Raw genomic sequence first — 1,535 nt, forward strand, 5'->3', positions numbered from 1 at the left:
ATCTCGTCCATAGCAAACACAGGGTACGCCGATTGCGGCCCTCACCGTCCTCAACACGAGCTTCTGATCCAGGTGGAAGACCCAAACATTATCTACAGGGTCATCGAAGCGATGCCCTCACGGCCCTAACTGACAGAGGTTCTTCCACCTGGCACCCGCCCCTCAACGAAGGGCCGGTAGTCGGAATCGCCTTTGACGACGGCGTGGACGACACGCGCCATCTTGGCGGTAATAGCGGTCATCGCCTTGCGGCGCAGATCGGGATTGTCGCGATCTCTCGCGATGTAGCGTTCGAACTTGTGCCGGAATCCGTTCTCGCGCTGACGGATGGCGACCTGTCCGGCGATCCACAGGGTGCGGCGCAATCGCGCATTGCCGTACTTGGAAAGGCGGGTCTGGCCTCGATACTGGCCTGACTGCTGTGTCGAAAGATCCAGTCCGCAGAATTTAAGAAACTGGCGATGATGATGGAAACGGCGAAGATCTCCAGCCTCAGCAATGATCGTCAGCGCATTGATCGGCCCGATACCTGGGATTTGCCGCAGGAGCAGATAATCCTTGTTATGCCGCAGCAGTTCGTCCGCCTGCGTCTCGATCTCATTACGCTGTCGGATCAGGCTACGTGCTTCGGCAATGACCATCCGGAACATGCGGACGGCAGGCGCCTCCAGCGGCAACGGCAATCCAATTGATGTGCGCGCTGTCTCATAAATATCCATTAGAATTTGTGTCTTGCTGACTTTACGACCGACGACATCCCAGGCTCCGGCCACAAACGCCTTCTTCGTTAGCGTCGTGATACTTGCCGGCGTTGGAAAGGCATCGAGGAAAGCGAAGAACCAATCGCTGCGGCTGTTGCCCCGGAAACGATCGATCTCGGGAAAATACAGCGGCAGATAATGCGTCAAGATACGGTGCTGAATCTCGGTCTTGGCCCTGGCGATCGCTTCATGCGTCTTCGACAGTTCCTGCACGTCGTTGATGCCGGCGCGAAGCGGATCATGATAGACCTGCGTCGCCTGGATCTTGAGCATGTGCAGAATTACCTGCGCATCCTTGGGGTCATTCTTGTCCCAGCTGTTGTGCAAGGCCTCCCGGGTTCGGGCGAGCGCCAGCGACGACACCAGCCGCACCTCGAAGCCGGCTTCAGCCAGCCGCCATGCTATCGGCCGGTGATAGTTCCCAGTCGCCTCAAAAGCGCAGACTACAGGTCGGCCGTATGCCTGTAGCAGTTCGACCAGCCGATTATGCTCCGCACGGCTGTTGAGGATCGACAGCCGGCGCCGACGTTTATGGCTAGGGGCCTCGATCAGGACTTCGTTGCAAGCCTTGGCAATATCAATGGCTACCAACACTGCATCGGCGGGTATAGCATTTGGGCTGGTCATGGTCGGTCTCTCCCGAATGGGTTGTGAACATTCGCATTCTAGAGAAACCTTGATCGGCCATGGCCACCTCAGCCGGTGCGCGCTTGCAGCAAAAGGCTGCGCGCACCGCTGCTCAGTGACCTCTCCTCAGTCCTTCCGTAGGTGCTA

Annotated in this window: 1 pseudogene; it reads right to left on the minus strand. The window is 57.9% G+C overall.

Features of this window, described 5'->3' with window-relative positions:
- Positions 1-100: 100 nt before the first annotated feature.
- Positions 101-1,388, minus strand: a pseudogene (locus B2M20_RS18645) (IS110 family RNA-guided transposase).
- Positions 1,389-1,535 lie beyond the last annotated feature (147 nt).

Origin of the sequence: Nitrobacter vulgaris (genome assembly GCF_002028545.1) — a bacterium.
GTDB classification, from domain to species: Bacteria; Pseudomonadota; Alphaproteobacteria; order Rhizobiales; family Xanthobacteraceae; genus Nitrobacter; species Nitrobacter vulgaris.